This window comes from Mesorhizobium sp. LEGMi-168a (genome assembly GCF_058312955.1).
This window is the reverse complement of sequence record NZ_JBZEGV010000005.1, coordinates 123,173-142,945: the sequence shown is the minus strand read 5'-3', so window position 1 is coordinate 142,945 and position 19,773 is coordinate 123,173. Positions and strand designations below refer to the sequence as shown.

18 protein-coding genes are annotated in these 19,773 nt (G+C 63.4%); 2 read left to right on the top strand and 16 right to left on the bottom strand.

Features of this window, described 5'->3' with window-relative positions; translation table 11 throughout:
* Positions 1-221: 221 nt before the first annotated feature.
* On the top strand, positions 222-1,577 hold the full coding sequence (locus AC4FWB_RS09440) for a glutamine synthetase family protein (protein WP_126097750.1): 1,356 nt from the start codon (positions 222-224) through the stop codon (positions 1,575-1,577).
* A gap of 17 nt (positions 1,578-1,594) precedes the next feature.
* Here the strand turns inward: AC4FWB_RS09440 and AC4FWB_RS09435 are convergent, their stop codons facing one another.
* The 11 genes from AC4FWB_RS09435 to AC4FWB_RS09385 form a co-directional block, all read right to left on the bottom strand.
* Positions 1,595-2,584: an ABC transporter permease gene (locus AC4FWB_RS09435; RefSeq protein ID WP_491025724.1), complete on the bottom strand. Its 990-nt coding sequence runs from the start codon at positions 2,582-2,584 to the stop codon at positions 1,595-1,597.
* Positions 2,581-4,101: a sugar ABC transporter ATP-binding protein gene (locus tag AC4FWB_RS09430; protein WP_491025722.1), complete on the bottom strand. Its 1,521-nt coding sequence runs from the start codon at positions 4,099-4,101 to the stop codon at positions 2,581-2,583. The genes AC4FWB_RS09435 and AC4FWB_RS09430 overlap by 4 nt, the downstream gene beginning before the upstream one ends.
* Positions 4,102-4,165: 64 nt before the next feature.
* A complete protein-coding gene (locus AC4FWB_RS09425; RefSeq protein ID WP_491025721.1) occupies positions 4,166-5,158 on the bottom strand; it encodes a substrate-binding domain-containing protein in 993 nt (330 codons plus the stop codon).
* An 83-nt stretch (positions 5,159-5,241) separates the two neighbouring features.
* Positions 5,242-6,018 (bottom strand): SDR family oxidoreductase, encoded by a 777-nt coding sequence (locus AC4FWB_RS09420; protein ID WP_491025720.1) that lies wholly within the window; start codon positions 6,016-6,018, stop codon positions 5,242-5,244.
* A gap of 2 nt (positions 6,019-6,020) precedes the next feature.
* Positions 6,021-7,184 (bottom strand): galactonate dehydratase, encoded by a 1,164-nt coding sequence (gene dgoD, locus AC4FWB_RS09415; protein WP_491025895.1) that lies wholly within the window; start codon positions 7,182-7,184, stop codon positions 6,021-6,023.
* 89 nt (positions 7,185-7,273) lie between these two features.
* Positions 7,274-8,017 (bottom strand): FadR/GntR family transcriptional regulator, encoded by a 744-nt coding sequence (locus AC4FWB_RS09410; protein WP_491025719.1) that lies wholly within the window; start codon positions 8,015-8,017, stop codon positions 7,274-7,276.
* A gap of 144 nt (positions 8,018-8,161) precedes the next feature.
* Positions 8,162-8,803 carry a ThuA domain-containing protein gene (locus AC4FWB_RS09405; protein WP_491025717.1) on the bottom strand — a complete coding sequence of 214 codons (642 nt, stop codon included), beginning with the start codon at positions 8,801-8,803 and terminating at the stop codon, positions 8,162-8,164.
* 257 nt (positions 8,804-9,060) lie between these two features.
* On the bottom strand, positions 9,061-9,339 hold the full coding sequence (locus AC4FWB_RS09400; protein WP_491025716.1) for a hypothetical protein: 279 nt from the start codon (positions 9,337-9,339) through the stop codon (positions 9,061-9,063).
* A 78-nt stretch (positions 9,340-9,417) separates the two neighbouring features.
* Positions 9,418-10,065 carry a L,D-transpeptidase gene (locus AC4FWB_RS09395; protein ID WP_491025894.1) on the bottom strand — a complete coding sequence of 216 codons (648 nt, stop codon included), beginning with the start codon at positions 10,063-10,065 and terminating at the stop codon, positions 9,418-9,420.
* Between the two features lie 53 nt (positions 10,066-10,118).
* A complete protein-coding gene (locus tag AC4FWB_RS09390; protein WP_491025715.1) occupies positions 10,119-11,084 on the bottom strand; it encodes an ABC transporter substrate-binding protein in 966 nt (321 codons plus the stop codon).
* Between the two features lie 390 nt (positions 11,085-11,474).
* A complete protein-coding gene (locus tag AC4FWB_RS09385; protein WP_491025714.1) occupies positions 11,475-12,536 on the bottom strand; it encodes a helix-turn-helix domain-containing protein in 1,062 nt (353 codons plus the stop codon).
* 501 nt (positions 12,537-13,037) lie between these two features.
* Here AC4FWB_RS09385 and AC4FWB_RS09380 point away from each other — a divergent pair.
* Positions 13,038-14,786 (top strand): tetratricopeptide repeat protein, encoded by a 1,749-nt coding sequence (locus AC4FWB_RS09380; protein ID WP_491025713.1) that lies wholly within the window; start codon positions 13,038-13,040, stop codon positions 14,784-14,786.
* A gap of 237 nt (positions 14,787-15,023) precedes the next feature.
* Here the strand turns inward: AC4FWB_RS09380 and AC4FWB_RS09375 are convergent, their stop codons facing one another.
* The 5 genes from AC4FWB_RS09375 to AC4FWB_RS09355 are packed head-to-tail and all read right to left on the bottom strand — an operon-like array spanning position 15,024 to position 19,756.
* Positions 15,024-15,401, bottom strand: a complete 378-nt coding sequence (locus AC4FWB_RS09375) for a DUF1622 domain-containing protein (protein WP_491025712.1) — start codon at positions 15,399-15,401, stop codon at positions 15,024-15,026.
* Positions 15,398-16,375: a formylglycine-generating enzyme family protein gene (locus AC4FWB_RS09370; RefSeq protein ID WP_491025711.1), complete on the bottom strand. Its 978-nt coding sequence runs from the start codon at positions 16,373-16,375 to the stop codon at positions 15,398-15,400. The genes AC4FWB_RS09375 and AC4FWB_RS09370 overlap by 4 nt, the downstream gene beginning before the upstream one ends.
* 4 nt (positions 16,376-16,379) lie before the next feature.
* Positions 16,380-17,249 (bottom strand): bile acid:sodium symporter family protein, encoded by an 870-nt coding sequence (locus AC4FWB_RS09365; RefSeq protein WP_491025710.1) that lies wholly within the window; start codon positions 17,247-17,249, stop codon positions 16,380-16,382.
* A gap of 27 nt (positions 17,250-17,276) precedes the next feature.
* Positions 17,277-18,311 carry a DUF1254 domain-containing protein gene (locus AC4FWB_RS09360; RefSeq protein ID WP_491025709.1) on the bottom strand — a complete coding sequence of 345 codons (1,035 nt, stop codon included), beginning with the start codon at positions 18,309-18,311 and terminating at the stop codon, positions 17,277-17,279.
* A gap of 41 nt (positions 18,312-18,352) precedes the next feature.
* Positions 18,353-19,756, bottom strand: a complete 1,404-nt coding sequence (locus AC4FWB_RS09355) for a DUF1254 domain-containing protein (RefSeq protein ID WP_491025708.1) — start codon at positions 19,754-19,756, stop codon at positions 18,353-18,355.
* Between the last annotated feature and the right edge of the window lie 17 nt (positions 19,757-19,773).

The following is a 19,773-nucleotide window of genomic DNA, read 5'->3' as shown; positions in this document are numbered from 1 at the left end:
AGTAAACCGAATGCCCCCTTGGCTTTCCGTCGCCTGCCGGCTATGTTGCGATCGCAGATCGCAGAAAAAGGACCCGAAATGCCGCCCGATACCCCAGCTAGTGACTTGAAAAAATGAAGGAAACTTGCCCGGAAATCTCCAGGGCGGCCTTCACGAACTCACAAGCTGAAAAATGGATATCGTAGCCGAAAATGGCTACAGAAAGAACCAGGGGCTGGAAATTGGGCGATGCAATTGCGGACGTTTTGAACTGGCTTGAAAGCAGGAACGATATCCAGAGCCTGAGGGCCGCGGTGTGCGACCTGAACGGCATCATGCGCGGCAAGCGCATTCCGGTCGAGCAGGCGCGCAAGGCGCTCGAAGGCAAGCTGCGCATGCCCTATTCGCTGATCGGGCTCGACATCTGGGGCGAGGACATCGAAGGCAATGCGCAGGTCTTCTCGACCGGCGACGCCGACGGGCTTTGCCATTGGACCGGACGCGGCATCCTGCCGGTCAACTGGACGGCGCATCCGACGGCGCTTCTGCCGCTCTGGCTCGCCGATGAGGCCGGCGCGCCCTATCTCGGCGACCCGCGCCGCGCGCTTGCCCGCATCCTCGACCGTTACGCGGCGCTCGGCCTGACGCCTGTCACCGCCACCGAGCTCGAATTCTATCTCGTCGACCCGACATCCCAGCGACCTGTCGGCCCCGTCTCTCCCGTCACCGGCCGGCGCCTCGATTCCGACGCGGCGCTTTCGATCGACGAGATCGACGATTTTGAGGCCTTCATCCACGACATCTACGAAGCCTGCCGCATGCAGGGCATTCCGGTCGACACCGCGATCGCCGAGAACGGCGTCGGCCAGTTCGAGATCAACCTCAACCACGTTCCCGACGCCTTGCGCGCGGCGGACGATGCCGTGCTCTTCAAGCGCACCGTCAAGGGCATCGCGCGCAAGCACGGCTTTGCCGCCTGCTTCATGGCCAAGCCCTATGGCGAGCGCGCCGGCAATGGCTTCCATGTCCATTTCAGCGTCGTCGACAAGGAAGGCCGCAACATCTTCGATGACGGCAGCGACCAGGGCTCCGACACCATGCGCCATGCCGTCGGCGGCCTGCTTGCCGCCATGGCCGAGAGCACGCTGGTGTTCGCGCCGCATTTCAATTCCTACCGGCGGCTGCGGCCGCGCTCCTACGCGCCGACCGCTGTCGCCTGGGGTTACGAAAACCGCATGGTGGCGATCCGCATTCCGGGCGGCCCTTCCGCCGCGCGCCGCATCGAGCATCGCGTCTCGGGCGCCGACGCCAACCCCTATCTGGTGCTGGCAGCGATCCTGGGTGCCGCGCTGATGGGCATCGAAAAAGAATTGTCGCCCGGCGAGCCAACCGGCGGCGAGGGGCAAGGGCTGACGCTCGCCAAACTGCCGCCGGATTGGGCCTCGGCGATCGCCGCTTTCGAGACCGGGCCGCGCGTGGCGGAAATCTTCCCGGCCGTGCTGCGCGACGGCTTCATCGCCTGCAAGCGCCAGGAGCTCAACACCTTTGCGCTCAACGTCAGCGACTTCGAGATCGAGACTTATCTCGAAAGTGTTTAAGCGCACGCAGGGGCGATCTACTCTCCCGACCGCGCCCGCTGGCGCTCCTGGACGATGACCGCCAGGATCAGCAGCGCGCCCTTGGCGAGCAGCTGGTAGAAGGTCGGCACGCTGGTCAGGATCATGCCGTTGTTGAGGACGCCGATGATCAGCACCCCCAGCATGGCGCCGATGATGGTACCCTTGCCGCCCTGCAGCGCGCAGCCGCCGAGGATTGCGGCGGTGATGGCCTCGAGCTCCAGCCCCTGGCTGCCGGAGGCCGGCTGCCCCGACATGGTGCGGCTGGCGAGCACCAGGCCGGCCACCGCCGCGGCGAAGCCGCTCATCGCGTAGATCGAGATCTGGTAGCGGCGGATCGGAATGCCGGCGAGCCGCGCCACCGTCGGATTGCCGCCGAGCGCATAGATGTTGCGGCCGACGACCGTCTCGCGGGTGAAGACGATGAACGCCGCCATCGCGGCGATCAGCAGCCAGATGGCGAAGGGCAGGCCGAAGAGCGTGCCGATGCCGAGCGCCCGCAGGCTGTCGCCGGTGATCGGGATGGAGTTGCCGTTGTTCATCAGATAGGCGAGGCCGCGGAAGGCCGACATGGTTCCAAGCGTCGCTATCACCGCGTTGACCGGGCCGTAGACGATGATCAGCCCGTTGACCGCTCCCGCTATAAGCCCGGCAAACAGACCGGCGAGGATGCCGGCCGGGATCGAGCCGGTTTGCTGGGCGGCGACGGCCAGCACCATGGTGCTTAAGCCGACGATCGATCCGACCGAGATGTCGAGCCCGCCGGAGACAATGACGACGGTCTGCGCCATGGCCAGGATGCCGAGAATGGTGACCGCGAGTCCGATATTGATCAGGTTGCGCGGCGTGAAGAAGACGTCGGGCCTGAGCGCGCCGAAGATCGCCAGCAGCACGACAAGCGCGATGAGCAGGCTGATGTTCTGCGCGCCGATGCGGCCGAACAGGCTTGCCGGCGCGCTCTCGCGGCCAGCCGTTGCGGTATCGGTCACGATACCCTCCTTTCGATTGTCTCTTTGCCCGAGCGCATGGCGAGCGCCAGCACCGCCTCCTCGCTAGCCTCGCGCCACGGAAGCTCCCCGCTGATGCGGCCGTTCTGCATGACCAGGACGCGGTCGGCGAGGCCGAGCAGTTCCGGCATTTCCGAGGAGATGAGCAGGATGGCGAGTCCCTGGTCGGCGAGGCTTTCGATGAGCCTGTAGATCTCCGCCTTGGCGCCGACGTCGATGCCGCGCGTCGGCTCGTCGAGGATGAGCACCGCCGGGCCTCGCGCCTGCCAGCGCGCGAACACGACCTTCTGCTGATTGCCGCCGGAAAGTTTGCCAACCGCCTGCTCGATCGACGGCGTCTTCACCCTGAGCTCGGCGACGTGGCGGGCGACCAGCGCGCGCTCGCGCCTGCGGCTGAAGAAGCCCCAGCGCGAGACCTTGTCGGGCACCACGAGGCTGACATTGTCACGCACCGCCTGCATCAGAAGCAGCGCTTCCTGCTTGCGGTCCTCCGGCACCAGCCCGATGCCGACCGCAACCGCATCCGCCGGCTCGCGCGGCCTGTAAGGCCGGCCACCGACGGCCATCCGCCCGGAGAGCAGCGGATCGAGGCCGACGATGGCACGCGCGACTTCCGTCCGCCCGGCGCCGACGAGACCGCCCAGCCCGACGATCTCACCCGCCCGCACCTCGAAGCTGATCCCCTCGACTCGGCGTGTGGTGACGTCTTCCAGCGCCAGCCGAACCGGCCCGAGCGCGCGTTCCTTTCGATTGAACAGGTCGCTCACCGGCCGGCCGACCATCAGCCGCACCATGCGCTGCTCGTCGAGCGCGTCGATCGGCTCGTCGGCGACACGGCTGCCGTCGCGCATCACCACGCAGCGGTCGGCAAGCTCGATGATCTCGCGCAGCCGGTGCGAGATGTAGATTACCGCGACGCCGTCGGCCTTCAGCCGCCGGATGACGCGGAACAGCCGCTGCGCCTCGTCCTCCGTCAAGGACGAGGTCGGTTCGTCGAAGGCAAGCAGCCGTGCGCCCGGCCTGAGCGCCCGCATGATCTCGATGAGCTGCCTGAGCGCCGGGCTGAGGCCATGGCAGCGCCGGCCGGGCGACAGCACGTCGACCACGCCGAAGGTGCCGAGCAGCTCGAGGCTGCGCCGATCGAGATCGGCGCGGTCGAGGAACAGCCCACCCCGCGCCTTGATGTCGCCGATGAAGATGTTTTCCGCCACCGTCAGCTCCGGGATGATTTCCGGCTCCTGGTGGATGACCCGGATGCCCGCGCCATGCGCTGCGCGCGGCGAGCTGAGCTGCACCGGCTGGCCGTCGACCAGCACCCGGCCGGCATCGGGGCGATGCTCGCCTTCCAGCACGCGCATCAGCGTCGACTTGCCGGCGCCGTTCTCGCCGATCAGCGCTGTGATCTCGCCGGCATTGAAGGCAACCGAAACGTCGCGCAGCGCCTGCACCGCGCCGAAGCGCTTGCTGACGTTCTCGACGGAAACGACGGGGACGGTCATCGGCGTGCGGCTCCATATGAAGCCGCACGCCGTGAGGTCGCCAACAATGAGGCCAAAAAGAAGCCTACGACTTGCAACCGAGCGTGTCCTTGAACTTGGCGAAGTTCTCGCCGCTGATCAGGGTGGCGTCCTGGAAGTAGTCCTTCTGCATCTCCTTGCCAGTGGCCTGGTCATAGAGCGCCTGGATGGCGGCGGCGCCATGCTTGGCGCTGTCCAGCCACATGGTGCCGCGGAAGCCCGAGGGCTTGCCGGCGCCGAAGGCCTCGCAGGAGCGCGAGCCGTCGATGCCGATACCGATGACGTTCTCCGGCTTCATGCCGGCATTCTCGGTGGCGCGCACGCCGCCGAGCACGCCGTCGTCGTTGCAGGAGAAGAATATCCACTTCTCGGCATCCGGATTGGCGGTCAGCGTCGTCGAGACCACGTCGATCGAGTTGACCATGGTGTTGTCGTAGGGGATCGAGACGATGAGCGACTTGATCTCCGGGATCGCCGCGACCAGCGCCTCCTCGGCGCCCTTGTTGCGGCGCATGCAGGTGTCGGCCTTCTGATCCTCGATCGAGCCGACGCGCACCTTGGAGAGGTCCTTGTCCCAGCCTTCGGCCTTGACGATGCGGGCGATCTCGGTGCCGACCTGCTTGCCGATGTTGAGTGCGTTCATGCCGACATAGGCGACCGGCGTGCCGTCGGCGAAGGCGATATCGTCGTCGACCGCGATCAGCCCGATCTTGGCGGCTTTCGCCTTGTCGGCGACGACCGGGCCGAGCGAGCGGTCGGGCACCACCACGGCGATGCCCTTGACGCCGTCGCCGACATAGGTGTCGAAAGTGGTGACGGCGAGGTTGGCGTCGAACTGGACGTCCTGCACCAGAAGGTCGACGCCGAGCTCGGCGGCCTTGTCCTTGGCTCCCTTGACCTCGCGGACGAACCAGGGATGGTCGCCCATCTTGTTGATGTAGCCGAACTTCATCTTGTCCTGCGCGCCCGCGCCATGGACCGTCAAAGCGACGGCGGCTGTGGCTGCTGCCACAAGGCATGCCCTGATCATGCTTTTCATTGGCTTTCCTCCCTGTCGATCCCGGCCGGCGGGACGTGATCTGCTTGAAGACGTTTCCGGCGACCGGCCGCCGGCGCGAAACCTCATTCGTGGTAGAGAACCGAGCGCCCGCCATCGATGACGATGCAGGCGGCGTTGATGAAGGGCGCCTCGTCGGAGCCGAGGAAGACCGCGGTCATCGCCACCTCCTCCGGCCGCCCGATGCGGCGCGGCGGGTGCAGGTCGTAGGTGCGTTGGCGCTCGGCCTCAGGGTCGGGGAACGTGTTCCAGTAGTCGACAGCGATCTGCGTCTCGATATAGCCGGGCGCGATCGCGTTCACGCGCACACCTTCGGCCGCGTATTGGATGCCGAGCGAGCGCACCAGGCCGAGCAATCCATGCTTGGCGACCGGGTAGGGAAAGGTCGAGGGGATGATCGCGAAGGAATGGCAGGAGGCGATGGCGACGACCGAACCCTGCTTCTGGGCGCGCATCGCCGGCAGCACCGCGCGCGCCGAATACCAGACGCCATCGAGATCGACGGCAAAGCAGCGCCGCCATTCCTCTTCGGTGGTTTCCAGCGGCTCGTGGAACACGTTGATGCCGGCATTGGCGACCAGCACGTCGATGCGGCCGAAGGCGCTGAGCGCCTGTTCGGCCATGGCTTCGCAGGAGCTGCTGTCGGCGACATCGGTCTCGATGAACAGTGCCCGCGCGCCGCTTTCGACCAATGATGCGGCAACGCTCTTTCCGGTGGCCGCGTCCTTCTCCGCCACGACGATCGCAGCACCCTCCGCCGCCATCGCGCGCGCCGTCGCCTCGCCGATGCCGCGGCCGGCGCCGGTGATGATGGCCACCTTGTCCTTGAGACGCCCGGCCATCGTCACCAGTCCACGATGGTGCCGTCGGCAAGGACGGCATGAGTGGTGTGCATGACCTCCGGCCTGTAGGGATGCCGGTCGGCGACCGCCTCATCGACCTCAACGCCGAGCCCCGGCGCGTCCGGCACCTGCCAGCAGCCGTCGACCATGCGGATCGGTCCCTTAACCACCTCGAAATACCAGGGCACGGCGCCGACCATTTCTTCCTGGATCAGGTGGTTGGGCGTGGAGACGGCGAAATGCAGGGCGGCGGCGCCGGCGATCGGGCCGAGCGGGTTGTGCGGCGCGACGCCGACGGATACCGCCTCGGCCATCGCGGCGATTTTCTTCGCCTCGAGCAGGCCGCCGCAGTGGCAGATGTCGGGCTGCACGATATCGACCGCTCTTGCCCGGAAAAGATCGTCGAATTCGGGACGATCGATCAGCCGCTCGCCGGTGGCGATCGGCACGCGCGACTTGGCGGCGAGTTGCGCCAGCGCGCCGGTTTCGCCGGGCGGCAGCGGCTCCTCGATGAACATCGGCCGGTAGGGTGCCAGCGCGTCGATATAGGCGAGCGCGGTTGCAGCCGAGGCGGGGCGGCCGTGGAAGTCGACCATGATCTCGACCTCCGGCCCGACCGTCTTGCGCAGCGCCTCCATCAGGCGGCCGACCTTTTCGACCTCGGCGAGCGGGGCGTGATAGTGGGTGTAAGGGATGAACACGGCCTTCAGCGCGCGATAGCCTCTCGCCACCACCTCGGAGGCGCGCTGCACCAGCGGCTCGGCGTCGAGCGTTTCATAGACGGCGCGCATGTCGCCGAGGCCGAGATGGGTATAGACCTTGACCCGGTCACGCACCTTGCCGCCGAGCAATCGCCAGACGGGTTGGTCAAGCCATTTGCCGAAGATGTCCCAAAGCGCCAGCTCGATGCTGGAAACGGCCGACATGCCGATGACGCCGAGCCGCCAGAACGAATGCTTCTTGAGGATGCGCACCGCCTGTTCGATGTCGCGCGGATCGCGCCCGATCAGAAGCGGGGCCAGGTCGTTGACGGCGCCGACCACCGCCTGGGTCTTCCATTCCAGCGTCGCCTCGCCCCAGCCGTAGAGGCCCGGCTGGTCGGTCTCGATGCGCACGAACACCCAGTTGCGCATGTCCGCGTTCACGACGCGCGTGGTGATCGCCACGATTTTCAAGCGCAACTCCTCCCAGGCGACACTTAGATCATATGAAAGCGAGTTATCATATGATCTAAAATGGCGTCAAGGCGGAAATGTCAGCCCCTGGCGTGGAGATCGTCGGCGGCGATGTCGAGCAGCCTGTTCATGGCGGCACGGGCGCCGGCTGTATCGCGGATACGGATCGCCTCCAGCACGGCGACATGAGCGGAAAGCGCGCGCGACTGCGCTTCCATCAACGGATTGGTGACCAGAAATGTGGCGCGCAGCGCGGCCTCCAGCATGCCGACCAGCCCCTTGAGCACGACATTGTGGCTGGCGGCGATGACGCCCTTGTGGAAGGCAAGATCCGCCTGGCAGACGGCGTTGAGATCATTGGGGATGTTGTCGCGCATGCCGACCACCGCGCGCTCGATCTCGGCGAGGTCGGCGGCAGTGGCTCGCCTGGCCGCAAGCTCGGCCGCCGCCGGCTCGAAGATGCGGCGCGCCTCCAGAAGGCCGGAAACCAGCTCCTCGTCGTCCTGGATCGCCGGGTGCCAGCCGAGCACCACGGGGTCGAGCAACCGCCAGTTGTCGCGCGGCAAGACACGCACGCCGGCCCGCCGCCTGGCTTCGACCAGGCCTTTGGCCGACAGCACCTTGACCGCTTCCCTGACCGAGGTGCGGCTGACGCCCAGCATGGCGCAGAGCTCGTCCTCGCGCGGCAGGGCGTCGCCGGGAGCGTAGTTCCCGCCCAGGATACGGCTGCCAAGCACGCTGACGACGGCGTTGTGCACGCTTGCGCCACCCTGGTCGACCGAAGGCATCCAGCCGATTGCATCCGAAGGAACGATGGTTTCCACGCAATCCTCTCCGGTGAAAGCACGCTACTGTCTGTTGTATGAAACGTTAGGTCTTATGTAAATTGGATATTCATATGATGAATATCGCCAATCGCCGGGCAACGTGGCGGAGAGTCGGACTGAGAAAGCAGCCGGCAGCGATGTTCAGCGCGCTGCCCAGACCAGTCCGCGGCGCAGGATCGTGCGCATCTGCGGCACCTCGAACTCCTTGGCCACATGGCCGAGCGATGAATAAAACACCCGTCCCTTGCCATGCCGGCGCTTCCAGACCACCGGCATGACGGCGCCGTCGATCCATGGCGCATGGTCGCCAGAGAAGGTGGTGGTCGCCAGCACCTCGTTCGAGGGATCGACATGCATGTAATACTGCTCGGAGCGGTAGGCGAAATCGTCGATGCCCTCCATGACCGGATCGTCGCGCCGCACGATGTTGACCCGATAGTCGATGATGTTGCCGGGATGCGCGACCCACTGGCCGCCGCACACGAACTGGTAGTCTGTCGATTCGCGAAACGCATCGCCCATGCCGCCGTGATAGCCGCCGAGCCCGACGCCGTTTTCGACCGCTTTAGTGAGATTGGCCTCTTCGGCCTTGGCGAGCTTGGACATGGTGTAGATCGGCACGATCAGGCTGAGCTCGGCGATTGCCGGATCGGCGAACGCCGCGGTCGTGTTTTCCACGCGCACGGCGAAGCCTTCCTCCTCGAGCATCGCCTTGACGACTCGCGCCCCTGCTTCGGGTTCGTGCCCTTCCCAACCGCCCCATACGATCAGTGCCTGCCGCATCTTCTGCTCCTCATGCCGTAAAGCCACGCGGCCGGAGATGGCAGCGGGGCGTTAGGCGACCATCGCCGCAATGGCTTGTCGAGTCGAGTTACAAAAGGCGTTTGGTGGCGCAGGAAATGCCGACACCACAAACGAGAACAGCCGCGCAAGGCGGGCCGTTTTGGTATTTGGTTGGGCGCAGCGGTTTTGGGGCAACGACATGCATCAAAACAAAGACCTAAAGCGCGTCGCCTGAATCCGTTTCGATACGACGCGCTTTAGGCAGGTTGAACCGATCTGATCTTGCCGTCGCTGTCGATAACGCAATTCGTCGGCTTGCCGCCGACATTGAGCTCGACCTGGTAGCTCGTCGAATCGAGTTTGCGCGAGCTCATGGGCAGCACCTTGCTGCTATCGACGCCGCTCGATTTCACGGCCTCGTTGGCGCAAAGCAGTTGCAGATCGGCTGGCGCCGTTTCCAGCGTCGTTCTCGACATCTGGTCCGGGGTTGGCGTGCTGGTGCACGCGCTCAGCGCCGCAAGGAAAACTGGAAGCAAGCTGAACGCCCGAGCCCGGGCCTGGTTTTGCCTTCCGTATCTCTCTGTTGGCATGGTCGAGCCCTCCGGTTTGCCAATTCAGACGCCCTTGAAGAGGGCCGCTCCTTGCATCAACACAATGACCTTGGCCCCTACCTTGATGCGGGAATGGAGGTCGACGATGTCGTCATTGTTCATCCGGATGCAGCCCGAAGACACATCCAGTCCGATCGTCCAGGGCTCCGGCGTGCCATGGATCCGGTAGATGGTGTCGTGATCACCCTCATAGAGATACAGCGCTCGCGCACCGAGCGGATTGTCCGGGCCGCCGGGCATGCCGTTGGCCCATTTGGCCGCATTGGCATCGCGGGCAACCATTTCCGCCGGCGGCGTCCATGTCGGCCATTCCGCGGTGCGGCCGACACGCACGATGCCCGCCCATCCGAAGCCATCCCTGCCGACACCGATGCCGTAGCGGATTGCCTGCTGCCCTGGTTGCACCAGGTAAAGAAAATGCTGGTTGCCATCGATGATGATCGTGCCCGGCAACTCGGCGGTCCGGAACTTGACGACTTGCTGGCGGAACGATTCCGGCACCTGCTTGTGAAGCCTGTAATATTTGTAGGCCTTGGTACGGTCGTAATCGATCCATTGTCTGGTCTGCGGGTTGTACACCTGCGTTCCGCCGGCAAAGGCGATCGAAACCGAGGCTGCAAGACCGGCAGCCGCGAGAAGCGCCATCCGCATGTGCGCGAAGCTTTTCGGATACCTTGCGGAACCTGCTTTCTTCGAGCCTGCGGTCATGGCCTTGCCCATCCTTTGACGCGACCCTCGTGCTTCGCCACCCATTGCACGGCGAATTCATAAGGATCCTGTCGTTCGACCTGGAGTGCGTAGCTCATCTCGATCGCCTCTTCGGGCTTGAAGTCGATGCGATCCAGGAAACGAGCCACCTCGGGATGTTTCTTTCGCAGCGCTGTCGCATAGCCGATGTGGTAGTGGGCGGTATCCCATCCTACCGACGCACTCGATTTCGACAGCCATGATGCAGGATCTTCCGAGGGCAGGACGATCTTCCACTTGGCCGGATCATAGGGCGGTTCGGTAAGGCGGACGATGTCGTGCAGCTTGAAGACCACATGCGGAGCATAGCAGCTGAAAACCATCGGGCGATCCGTGGCTTCGGCGGCGTCCACCGCCGCCATGCCGACATCCTCCGGCATTTCCAGCAGCCTCATCGTCCTGGCATAACCATAGCTGTTGGCGCGGATACGCTCGATGGTGGTCGACGACCATGTCTCGGCGCCGATCCACATCTCGCCCTTGCCATCGCCGTCGGTATCGAGCGCTGCGGTCTTCTTCGGATTGTCGAGGTCCGAAATATCCTTGATGCCGTATTTGTCGGCAGCAACCCGCGTTGCGCAGATGCCCTGCCATGCCGGCACGCCAATCGGGCTGATCGCGACGGTGCCTGCGTCGGTCACGTATTTCTTGACGAGGTTGTTCAGGTTGGGAAGCCAGACCTCGGGGTGGATGTCGACCTCTCCCGTGTCGAGGCCCGCGAACGCGATAAGGGTGCCCATCTCCACCACATCCGCATCGAGCCCGAACTCCTTCTTAAGGCCAACCTTCAGAATGTTGGCCGTCGCCTGGCCCGACGACCAGTTCGGCATCGCAATGACAAGGTCGGCGGCGTGAGCTTCAATGCTCAGCATGACCGCGGTTGCCGCCAGAGCCACCTTCTGGAATGAGAGCCACGCCGCCATGTTGGTCCTCCTATGCATTCACGCTCGTGTTGGCCCTGAGGTCGACACCTGATTCAAACTGTCACGAACTGCCTTCTTTCGGCGGCAGCGATCAATCCTGTTCTTGATGAGAAGAGACAACAGAGCCGGAAGACAGAACCAGCATCGTCTCGTTCTGGATGTGGATTCGCTTCTTCCCCTCGGGCGAACTCTTTCGCTTCAATCACCTCTGCTCTTGCGATCATTGATGATCGGTAGACCCAAGGCAATTCTGTAACTGTTACGAACCAGGAACGCGCCGGGCGTCGCGATCATCGCGCGGCAGTAAGAATCGATATCCATCGCTCGCCGGCTGGACCGTCACAGTCACAACGACCATCCTCGAACGACGAGCCTCAGCCCTTGCCGGGATCAGGCAACCATCCATTTGTGACGCGTCTGGGAAGGAAGTTCTCCGAAAATTTCCTGGTAGAAGGCGGCGAACCTCCCAAGGTCCGTGAAACCGTAGTCAAGGGCCGCTTGCGTGACGCTGATATGTGCCGGCCCTGCCGCATTCAACGCACGACGAACGGATGCCAGCCGTCTCAGGCGCAGGTAAGCCATGGGACCTACCCCGAGCACATCCTGAAAGGCCCGGTGCAGCGTGCGCCGCGACACCACGAGAGCCGAACACAATTCGGAAACATGCACCGGCCTTTCGAGTCCGAGACCATCGACATAGTCTTCGACGTCGCGGACAAGTTTCGCTCCGCTGCGGCGCCATTCGTCTCGCTCGTTCGACACCTCATCCACTATGCCTGCGACAAAGGCTTCGATGAGCGTGCGCTGGAAATAACGTCTTCCTGCACCGGAGACCGGAACCATTCCCTCCCGCAACTGCGAGATCTTTTGCGCGATCTCTTGGCAAGCAAATGCTTGCAGCGACGGCGAGGAGCGGAACCGGTATATCTTGGTCCAGAATTGCGGATCCTGCAGCGCCGGCTCACCCTCCGCGTATGCCGCCAACGCCTCTTCGCTGAGCGTGATTGTCGCGTAGCGGGAGTGACCCGTGAAACGCCCTTCCTGTTCGACCGATTTCGGAAACACGACCACATCGCCGGGAACGATCTCATAGTCCCATTGCGTGACCTCGCCGCTGCTCTCCAGCATCATGCCGATCGTTACCGATTGTGGGTTCATGACACCGCGTGCCCGCACATCGGGTCCGAAATCGCCGGTGCTCAGAAAGAGGTCCCCAACCTGTGCATGCGTCAACTGGCCTTCAAAGGTGCCAGGCGCCAATTGCACGATCTTCAGATCCGCGCCATGCACCGCCTCTCGGAGGTCTTCGGCGTTCCGAAGTTTGAAGGTGTGGACGTTGAGTTGAACGGAGTCTGCCGAATCAGATGCATCGGCAGGAAAAACATGATCCTTGTTTTTGCCAGGCTCCGCAAACTGCTTATCTTCTAAGACGTTTCGCTCAATATCGGACATGAGGTTGATCCGCCAAACCTTCATCCCCCCGTATTCTTATTTATAGCACCTCTTGGCACAAAGTGCATACCGTTAAAGGCACATATAGTTAAACTTGCGGTTGAAATGCATTGCGCCGGCTATGAAAGACATAGTTGCACTCCCTGATATCCAAAGCGGCAGCCGACCGATCCAGCACGGATCGATGTCGAGGTCGACGCTTCCATACTCGGGAAAAGCCAATCGCGACCTGGCACAAAATGCATAGCGCCAAAGCAACTTCCGGGTTTAGCCTGAACACGCCTTGAGAGGCAGCTTGCGGCTGGTTGCACAGGCAACTCGGAAGGGTTGCGGATCGTCGATGGATATCGGCGATGCTGGCTGGCAACCACGTGTCACCTCAAGTTCGAACTGTGCAGGCTTCGAACGTTACGACGGGCCCCGGCTCATCAAGGCCGCTCGGTTGCGATCGAGAATGCGACTCGATCGCCGCGCCCGTGAAAGACTGAGGGGGAGCGTGTCATGGGTTTAAGGTGGGAAGAGCACGCCCGGTTCGACCAGTACCTAACCGTTCCGCTGACCGAAGCCCGCGATGAGCTCGAGAGGATCCTCGCGGACCCGAGGTTCCAGTGCTCGGAACGCAACAAGAAGTTCCTGCGCTTTGTTTCCGAGGCACTTTTTTCCGGCCGGGAAGGCACTCTGAAGGCCTATTCAATCGCTGTCGACGTCTTCGGTCGCCCGCCGACATTCGATGCTTCGACCGATCCGATCGTGCGGATCGAGGCAACGCGGCTTCGCTCCGCCCTGTCGCATTACTATGAACTCTGGGAGCAGGGTCGGGACGTCTGCATCGAGCTGCCCAAGGGCCGATATGTACCGGTGTTTTCACGGCATGTTCGGGATTTGTCCGAAACGGACGGCAGCGCCGCTGCCGCGACGTACCAGACCGAAGCAGGGGGCGACACCGCCCGCAGTCCATGGCAAATGCGGGTGCGCCGCGCGCTCGGCGCGGCAAGCAGTCTGGGTCTCGCCGGAGCGGCCCTGCTCTTTGCGGCGATTTTTGCCGGGTTCGGCCTCCTCAACAGTTGGGGCAGCAAGGAGATTTCCGACAGGCCGGCGGTGTCCGTGGATCTCGAACTGGACGGCGCGAATGACGGCGAAGCCGGCGCCGCGCGGGACTCGCTCATGGTTGCATTGTCGCGTTTCGAAACGTTGCGGCTTTCGACGCCGGACATTTATACGGCAAGCACAGGCGGCGCCAGATCTGCAGCCCCTGCGCCCCGCAACCGCTATCTCCTGCGTCTGAAATACCAGGCCGAAGCGCTCCGGAAATCCATCTGGTGGCAGATCGTCGATCAGGAATCGGGAGAGGCCCTGCGATCCGGCATGGAGGTGGTTCGCCTGGAAAATGCGTCGCCGGCCGATCCCGTCGAGTTGCTCGTCTCGCGTCTCGCGGTCCGGATCGCCTCGATCGACGGCGCGATCAACAGCATCGAGACCGCGCGCGATCTTCAGCACCCCACGCTCGGCAATGGCTGCATATTGCGGGCCGGCCTCGCCTTGAGCACGCAATCGCCGCAGTCCCTGCAGCAGGCAAGCACCTGCCTGGGACGCACGCTCGACCAGCGCCCTTACGACGCCAGCGCCCACGCCATGCTGGCGGCGGTGCTTCTCGCGATCGACCCCCCCGAGGCGCCGACGAAATTGACCGAGATCGCTCGGATTCACGCCCGCCAGGCCGTGTCCCTGGCGCCCGACTCCTCGCGCAGCTTCATGGCCCAGATGATGGTGGAGTTCCGTGACGGACAAGTCGAGGCGGCAATAGCGGCCGGCCGGCGCGCCATTGAGCTCAATCCGTACAATATGGCGATAGCCGCGAAGCTCGCCCGCATATTGTTTTCGGCGGGAAAACGGGACGAAGGGGCAAGGCTTGCCCGTGAAGTGCTGGAAGCTGAAGGATTGCCGTCCAGTGACGCGGAATGGACGTTGGCCTTCAACGCCTATCAACAGAACGCGTTCGACGAGGCGCTGCTGCGCCTTCAGCGAATGCCGGCCGCCCAGTGCTATCTCACCGAACTCCTTGAGGCGGCCACGCTCGGCAAGATGGGTCGGGCGGACGAGATGTCCGTCGTCGTTTCCGGTATTCGCCAAGCCCGCCCTGATTTCGACAGCCGCTTGCGCCAGGATCTGGCGAGCCGCCACCTTGCCCCGGAACTGATCACGTCGCTTGAGGCAGGACTGGCAAAAGCGGGGCTTCACTTCCGGCCTTAATGCATGTCGCCCCAAAAGTGCGCAGCGGTTTTGGGAGAACGACATGCATCAAAACAAAGATTTAAAGCGCGTTGCCTGAATCCGTTTCGATGCGACGCGCTTTAGAGCAATTCCAGGAAAAGTGTGAAACGGTTGGGCTCGGCGACTTCGCCGTAGCCTTCCGTCCGGAATTGCGTCAAAACAAGGAGATAGAGCGGTTCGCCGTTTCCGTGAAACGGTGAACCGCTCTAACCGGCGTCATGCCGAAGCCAGCCTCTTGTCCGCCTCGTCCTTTTGCAGTTCGCGCACCTCACGCTGGTCGCGTTCGAGGAAGAAATTGAGGAAGGTGCGTATCACGGCGATCGCACCGAGGCGACCGACGTCGTCCCAGCTCGGCGCCACGGAGGTTTCGATGATGTCCGCCGCGAGCTGGAAGGTCAGGCCGGCAACCAGCCAGCGGGCATGGCGCATCCACACCGAGCGAATTGTGTAGTGTTCGCCCGGATGGGCGATCATGACGCGAATGCCGTTCACAAAGGCCTCTATGGTCCCCGCCAGCACCAGGACCAGGGCCAGGAGATCGATGGCGGGTGTCGCAAGTTCCGTGAGGTCCTTCAGCCATTCGTTCAACATCATCCGCGGCCCTCAACCGCCGAGCGGACGATGCACCTGAAACCGAGATGCGAGATCGAGGTGTCGACCGGCTGCGCCATGCGTGCTGCCGGTCGATAGCGACGGCAGTAATTTGGGGCGCACAGATGCGATCCGCCCTTGGTGACTTTTCGCGGGATCGCCACGCCCGGCTGGCGCGGATCGAAACTCGCGTCGCGCTGGGCGCCGCGCGGATTCTCGGCGGTGCAGCACGGGCTGTCGATCTTTGCGTGATCCTGGTACCAGTCGGTCGTCCATTGCCAGACATTGCCGGCCATGTCGTTGAGCCCGTAGCCGTTGGCGGGAAACGATCCGACCGGCGCGGTGTATTCGAAGCCGTCGTCCAGCGTGTTGCGATAGGGGAATTCGCCCTGCCAGGTGTTGGCCATATGAACACCGCCCGGCGTGAACTCGTCGCCCCAGACATAGTCGGCGCCGTCCAGCCCGCCGCGGGCGGCGAACTCCCATTCGGCTTCCGTCGGCAGCTCCTTGCCGGCCCAGCGCGCATAGGCCTCGACATCCTCATAGGCGACATGCACGACCGGATGATCCATCAGCTTCCTGATCGAACTGGCCGGACCGCGCGGGTGGCGCCAGTTGGCGCCGCGCACATAGACCCACCAATTGTAGTGGTCGCGCATGTCGACGGGTCCGGACGGCTTCTTGAACATCGTCGAGGCGGGGCTGAGCATGTCCGGCAGCGCGCCGGGATAATCGTCCGGATTTGCCGGCTTCTCGGCCAGCGTCACATGGCCGGTCGCGGCCACGAAGCGCTCGAAATCGCGGTTGGTGACAGTGAACCTGTCCATCCAGAAGCCGTCGACCCGAACGCGATGAACCGGCGCCTCCTCGGGATAGAATTTTTGCGAGCCCATCAGGAATTCGCCGCCGGGGATCCAGACCATGCCAGCGTGGCTTTCGGTATCCCGGCTGCTGCCGATCGGTCCTCTATCGTCCATCTCGTCACCGTGTGTCCGGATGCTCGGCCGCATGCATGAGCGTGCGCCGCTTGACGTAGGGGATGCAGACGATCGCGGCGACGAGCAGATGCCACAGCACCACCGCGATCACCGTCTTCTCCTCGGGAAAGGTCGCTGTGGCGATGGCCATTGCGACGCCTGGGTGGCGCGTCCCGCTGGCCAGCGCCAGCACGGTGCGGTTGTCCGGCTCCGGACCGCCAAACGTGTGGCCGACCAGCACGCCCACCACGGTGAACAGCGCCAGGGCGATGAGCGTGCCGTTGCCGACCATGGCCGCCATCGCCGGCCATATCTTGATGAGAACGGGGATGAAGGCCGCAATGAGCAGCACCGTCGCGAACAGCGACAACGGCCGCGCCGCCCGGGTGGCGAAATGAGGGGCGAACTGGCGGATCAGTAGACCGATGACCAGGGGTGCGACGATGCCGGTGAGGACGACGGAAGCCACCTTGCCGGCCGGCACCGCGATCCCCAATCCCGACCATCGGCTGATGATGAGGATACCCAGCGGAACCACGGCGATCGACAGCACCGCCATCGATAAAAGCAGGCCAGCGACATAGGAAGTGGTGCCGCCCGCTTTCACCTGCTTGCCGGGCAGGATCGGCGGCACCGGTGACAAGGCCAGCGCCACGAGCGCAAGCTTCACAGCCGGATCGAGGTTGAACAGCACTGCCATCGCGACCGCCAGAAGCGCCATGACGACGTTCATCGACAGGAAGGACCGCGCCAGAAGGCCCGGTTGGCGAAGAAGCGAGGCCGCGTCCTGCCAACTGGCCTGGAGCCCGAGCGCCAGCACCATCAGCGCCATCGAGAGGTTGATTGCCGCCGCAATGAGTTGCGCGATCGTCATGATGTCGAGCCCACGGTTTTCTCGCGATCAGTTCACAGGCTTCGCCTCGGGGAATTTCCAACTTCCGTCGAGAATCTCGGCGCGCGGCCGGTAGAGCCGAACCATGTAGTTCCAGCCCTTTGTGATCGGCAGGCAGTTCGGAATCTTGCCGTCGCAGCCACCGAAGCGGACGTCCATCGCGCCGCCGGCTCCCTTTTCCCCGGTGACGCTGTTCACGTTGTAGGCGTCGTACTTGTTCTTCTTGAAATAGCCTTTTGCGTCGTAAAGGCTGATCGACCAGAAGCCGTCGACCGGCACGTCCTTCACATCGAGCGTGTAGAAGGTCGCGCCATCGTTCTTTGGCGGCGTCACGTTGAGGTACATCGCATCCTTGTCGGGGTTGCCTCCCCAGGCGGCGGCAGCGCCGATCAACCGCCGGACAGGGTCGACCTCGCCCCTTTGTCCGAAGGCATGCGCTGTATCGGGCAGCGTCGATGCAAGTCCCAACAGCGCGTCGCGGACCTTCTTCTGGCTGGCTGCGTCCCACTTCGGCACCTCGAACCTGCCGGGACCGCCGGGCTGTTCGGCTTTGATCGCGTCCTGTAGCGCATGGACCTTCGTCATATCCGCGGGATCGCTGGGATCGACAAGCATGCGCACGGCCGTGAGAACATATCGCGTGCCTATCTTCTCCTTCGTCAGCGTGTGCGGTCCCTTTTCGTAGATGACCTGTGGGGTGTACTGATCCTCATCGATCACCTGCATCGACATGAAGCGGTCGCCAGCGTCCGGCAGTGTTATCGTCACCGGACCTGCATCGAGGTCGAACACCGCTCCGGAATAGAGCGTGTCGCGGTTCATGCGGATCACGGGCTGGTGGTCCACAGGTGTGGGTTCACGGCGGTGCAGGAAGCGTCCAAGGCCACCGGCATCCTTTAGTGTCGAGCCGAGATAGAGGTCACTCTCCGCCCGGACGAAATTGTCCGGCGTAACCATCACGGCATCGCCTTCGGCATACGCCCGCGGAATGATGAAAACGGCCAGCGCCGCCACGGCCAAGCGCGCAATGGACGTCAATTTCATGGTGCATCTCCCTCACTCGAAAGTTTCCGAACGACGGACGCTCAATTCACTTTCTCGACATCCGGCAGGATCCAGGCCTTGTCGAAGAGCGCCTTGGTCGGGGCATAAAGCCGGAACATCAGCTCGAAATTGCGCTTGGGATCGGTCGGCACCCAGTTCGATTGCTTGCCCTCGGGAGCCGCGGCGCCGAAATAGACATCGACCGATCCGTCGGCGTTCGCCTTCAACTCGCCGCTGTTCGACGAACGGCTGGCGCGGTCGACACCCTTGATCAGCGCATGCGTCTCCCGATCGTAGGCGGTGACCGACCAGTATTGCTCGACCGGGACGTTGGGCGGCACGTGCAGGCGGTACGTCTTGCCGCCGTCATAGCTTTGGCCGGCCTTGTCCTTGATGTTGATGAGATAGAACTGGCCGACGCCCAGCCGTTTGATGCCGATATAGGCATAGGTATAGGCGACGCCGCGCGCGTCGAGCGCGTAGGCATCCGGATCGGCGTAGGTGGTTGCCTGTGCCTTGATGGCTTCGGGCAGGCTGGGCGTCGTCCAGTGCGTGCCCTCGAAGAAAGCAGGGAATCCGGCGTCATAGCGAGCCGCCAGCAACGTCCGGGCATCATCGATACCTGCCTCGAGCAGCTTCGAGGATTGGGCGTCGGGTTTGAAGGGCTTGCCCTTCTCGATGCCGATGGAGCGGAGTTGGTCGATCATCGCGCGGTCGCGGTCGATCCACGGCTCGGTTTGCACGATACCATCGAGCATGGAGAAGAAGCCCAGGTCGTACTTGATCGTCGAATCGAACTTGGCATCCTTGACGTCGGTGAAAACGGTCGCCGGAGGGTCGGAAATCTTCGACAGTGGGTAGAATCTGACCTGCTTGGCGTAGTCGATCGAGCGCTGGACGTCGGCATCGCCATGGCTCTTCAGATTGGACCGCACCAGGAAGTATCCGGTGAAAGTGTCGGAAGCGAGCGTTTCGAAGCCGTCGGGAACCTTGTCCTTGTAGCCCGGCGGCGTGATCACGAACTTTACGCCGGCGCCTTTGTCGATGCCGAGCAGCCCGGCATCTTCCATTGCGGTCTGCCAAAGCGTAACGAAATTGCCGTTGAGCGAACCTTTGCTGTCCGCCGGCGGGATCTCGACGACCATCGGCCCGGCTGCCTTGGTGTCGTAAAAGCCCATGAAGTAGAGCGTATCGGGATTGGGCGTAAGCGTCTGGTTGCGCCAGTCGAGCGGACGTCCCCAATAGATGATCTGATTGACCTTGCCGCCGGCCTTCAGCATCTCCTGGCGCATGAGCTCGGTGTTCACCGCCGGCATGCCCCAGATCACCGCCTGCGTGGCGCGGCTTTGGATGAGGCGTTGGTTGATCTTGTCGATGGGCTGGCCTTGGGTCCCGGCCGCGGACGCATAGATCAAAACGAATGTGGTAAGAACTACTTTGAGCACAGTCTTGCTCCTGCATC